Source organism: Rhizobacter sp. P1_G5, assembly GCF_056405435.1.
On the sequence record NZ_JBFUCB010000678.1, the window covers coordinates 1 to 3,117 of the forward strand.

General features: G+C 60.3%; 4 protein-coding genes. 3 read left to right on the plus strand and 1 reads right to left on the minus strand.

Features of this window, described 5'->3' with window-relative positions; translation table 11 throughout:
* Nucleotides 1–355, plus strand: a 355-nt coding sequence (locus AC1D12_RS29310; RefSeq protein WP_477844697.1) for a hypothetical protein, incomplete at its 5' end; no start/stop codon positions are given.
* 274 nt (nucleotides 356–629) lie between these two features.
* Nucleotides 630–1,166: a hypothetical protein gene (locus tag AC1D12_RS29315; RefSeq protein WP_477844699.1), complete on the plus strand. Its 537-nt coding sequence runs from the start codon at nucleotides 630–632 to the stop codon at nucleotides 1,164–1,166.
* Nucleotides 1,167–1,284: 118 nt separating this feature from the next.
* Here the strand turns inward: AC1D12_RS29315 and AC1D12_RS29320 are convergent, their stop codons facing one another.
* Complete coding sequence (locus AC1D12_RS29320) at nucleotides 1,285–1,773, minus strand: hypothetical protein (RefSeq protein ID WP_477844701.1); 489 nt, start codon at nucleotides 1,771–1,773, stop codon at nucleotides 1,285–1,287.
* 71 nt (nucleotides 1,774–1,844) lie between these two features.
* Between AC1D12_RS29320 and AC1D12_RS29325 the strand changes: the two genes are divergently transcribed.
* A complete protein-coding gene (locus tag AC1D12_RS29325; protein WP_477844703.1) occupies nucleotides 1,845–2,894 on the plus strand; it encodes a tyrosine-type recombinase/integrase in 1,050 nt (349 codons plus the stop codon).
* Nucleotides 2,895–3,117: the final 223 nt, after the last annotated feature.

Sequence of the window (3,117 nt, forward strand, 5' to 3'; positions counted from 1 at the left end):
TCAGGAGGGAGCGCAAGGGGCGGCAAAAGTCCCCGTAATGGCCCGAATTATTGCAACCGCAATACTTACGGGCGACTACAGTGACCATGGGCGTCCGAATTACCTTCAGAAGCGACGAGTTTATGTGATTGGCGAGGAATATTACCAATGGCAAAGTTATTCCAATCTAGAAGGAAATCTTCCTGGGGGCGCGACTTACACCAAGTACGACATCCACCCATTGCTCGAAAGCGAACTGGACGATGGCGGTGATTTCGAGGAGCGTGGGGAGGAGAGAATAATAATTTCATCAAACGGAGATGTTTTCTATACTGCCAATAAATTTGTGGATATCACTCAGTTTTCTCTCACATAATGACTTTCCCAATTCAATCGGATCGCAACCGCGATGAATCGCACGTTCTAGCGGCGCGCAAGCGATGTCGATCTGGTGGGTCGCTGTGGGCAGCGGCAGACGTGTGTTCACTTGAGACTCCGACCTTCGTGCAACGCACCGCCGCAGCGGCGAGTGGCAGTTGGTTGCCAAGCCTTTAAATGAGAGGACAGGGGAGCAGGTGCACGAGGCCCTCTGCTGCGTTCAACAGGCAATTGCGAGCAGCGATCAATGAAATTTGGAGGAGGATGTCGTCATGCCGAAGCTGCCACCGCGAGTCGGCGCCGTCGATGCAGATAATTTCTTGGGGGTCGTTCCTCACAAGGAGGTTGACTTCAACTTTATCGGCTACCTACTAGCCTGTCACCTTGTTATCGAGCATTACCTCGACGAATTCTTGTTGAGCCGCGCGCCGGATTTAGCATGGGATAAGCCCCGCCTGACCTTCGCTCAGAAGGCTGACCTCTTTCCGCATGCGATGTTTCCGAACGGTGACGAAGTGGTTGCCGGCATTCGACACATCAACGCCCTGCGAAATAAACTCGCCCACAACCTGGAAACGAAAGCGGAAGAATTCGACTACCTCCCCTTTACGCGACTCTTGGAGAAGATTAGCTGGGAGATGGTTCCGACGACGCCGATGGAACTTCTGGAGGCCTTTGTCGACGCGCTGAGCGCCCTGTTCCTTGGGTGGCTTGCAAGTGATACCTATCACACCCGCTGGCGCCAAGAAAGGCAGGGAGCAGAAAAAAACGTTGAACCGAAGAAGCGCCATCCGACAAGCCCTCGTTGACGAACAGTCGTCAATAGGGACACGCTCCGCAGGCGCAGCGCACCGCCGCTTTGCGGCAACAAGCAGGCGCGCGACGATCGCGCGTGACAGGCCGCAACCTCTACGCAGGTGACTTTCCTTAAAAGTCGTACCAGTGCTCCGTGACCACTGTCACGTCGATCGTCTTCACCTCGCCCGTATTGACTTCCGTCACCGTGCACCGCTGGACCCCGCTGAGGGTGTTGGCCTTGCCCACGACCGACGGCGCAGCGGCATTGCGCCGGAACTGTGTCGTCGGCAAGTTGGGTGACATCGCGGTCGCGGCCGACCCCGACAATGTCGCCCAGGCATAGGTGAAGACCCCCGCCCCGCCCTGGACCGTCAGCGTCACAGGGCTGGTGGTCACTGGCACGGATGCACCCCGAGTCGCCGTGAAGCCCGAGCCCCACACGGTCGCCGTCGAGGCCGTCAACACGAACGAACCGCTGAAGACCTTCCGCGCGACGCCACCCGCATCGAACCGCCAGATCTCGCGCGCCTTGCGCGGCGTGCCACCTGGGTCGTAACGCCACACCTCGCGAGCCTTGCGCGCCACACCCCCCGCGTCATATCGCCACATCTCTGCCATGTGCGCGGCTCCCGTCAGTAGACGAACACGATGTCGCCCGGCGCGCCGCCCGACGGCTGGCGGCGGGCATCGTGCCAGCCGAGCTGCAAGAGCAAGCCAAGCGTCCAGTCGCCTCGGCGGCCTTGCTCGGACCGGTGATTCGAGCGTGGCTGAACTCCGGTGAACCGTCGCAGAGTGACCAGGACACTCTCGGTCCCATGATCAATGGTCTGGCGCCACTCAAGTTGATCGATCTCAACTATCAGTGGGCCGAGCGATGGGTGCGCCACATGAAGTTGGAGAGCAACCTGTCGCCRGGCAGCATACGAAAGCGCGTGCAAGCTGTTGCTCGCGCGATCGACTGGCACCTCCGCAAGTCGCCCGCCGCAATGGTCGGCAATCCACTGCGCCTGTTGCCTCGCGGGTACTCCAGCTACAACGCGAAGGACGCGCGAGAAGTCGAAGCGCTCGGCAAGGCGGCGAGGATCGATGTACAACGCGACCGCCGCTTGCTGCCCGCCAAGGGGACCGAGCTGGGTGAAGAGGCGCTGATCCTGAATGCCCTCGATGGGCACAAGCGTGCGGACCGCGAGAGGCCACTGGCGCTCAAGGATGGGCCCGCCATGCGCATGTTGTTCCAGCTCATTCTGTGGAGCGGCCTGCGTCTCCGCGAGGCCTACACGCTCACCATCGACCAGGTCGACATGCGCTCGCGCGTGATTCTTGTGCGCAGCTCGAAGCAATGGTACGGACGCGAGAAATGGCGCCGCGTGCCCATCCGGCCGGAGCTGCTGCCGGAGTTGAGCAACTACATCGCTGGGTCAGCAGCAGATGAAGCCGGCGCGCTCCTGTTCCCCTTTTGGAATGGAACTCCAGAGAACCTCGCTGCGACGAGCAATCGACTGTCGCAGCGGTTTCGAGGGCTGTTTGCATATGCAGGATGCACCGGTCTCACGGAGCACGACCTGCGCCACGAGGCGACATGCCGTTGGTTCGAGCTGCGCGTGCCTGCGGGCGAGTGGATGTTCCGTGCGGAGGAGATCAACGCAATCATGGGCTGGGCGCCGGGCTCGGTCATGGCAGCACGGTATGCCTCGTTCCGCGCTGAAGACTTGGCGGCGCGGCTGTACACCGCAAGCTAGGCCCCGCGCGCTCAGGCTGCGGTAACGAACTCGCCTACACAAAGTTTTCTGCCGTGTAGGTGTGGTTGGCAGCTGATTTTTGCGCGGTCTGAGCCGAGTTTGGCCCGTTGAGCAACCACAAAGCAAAACGCCTCGCAGTGCGAGGCGTTCTAACTACTTGATTTCACTCTGTTCTTTGGAGGCGCGGGCCGGAGTCGAACCGACCTACACGGATTTGCAATCC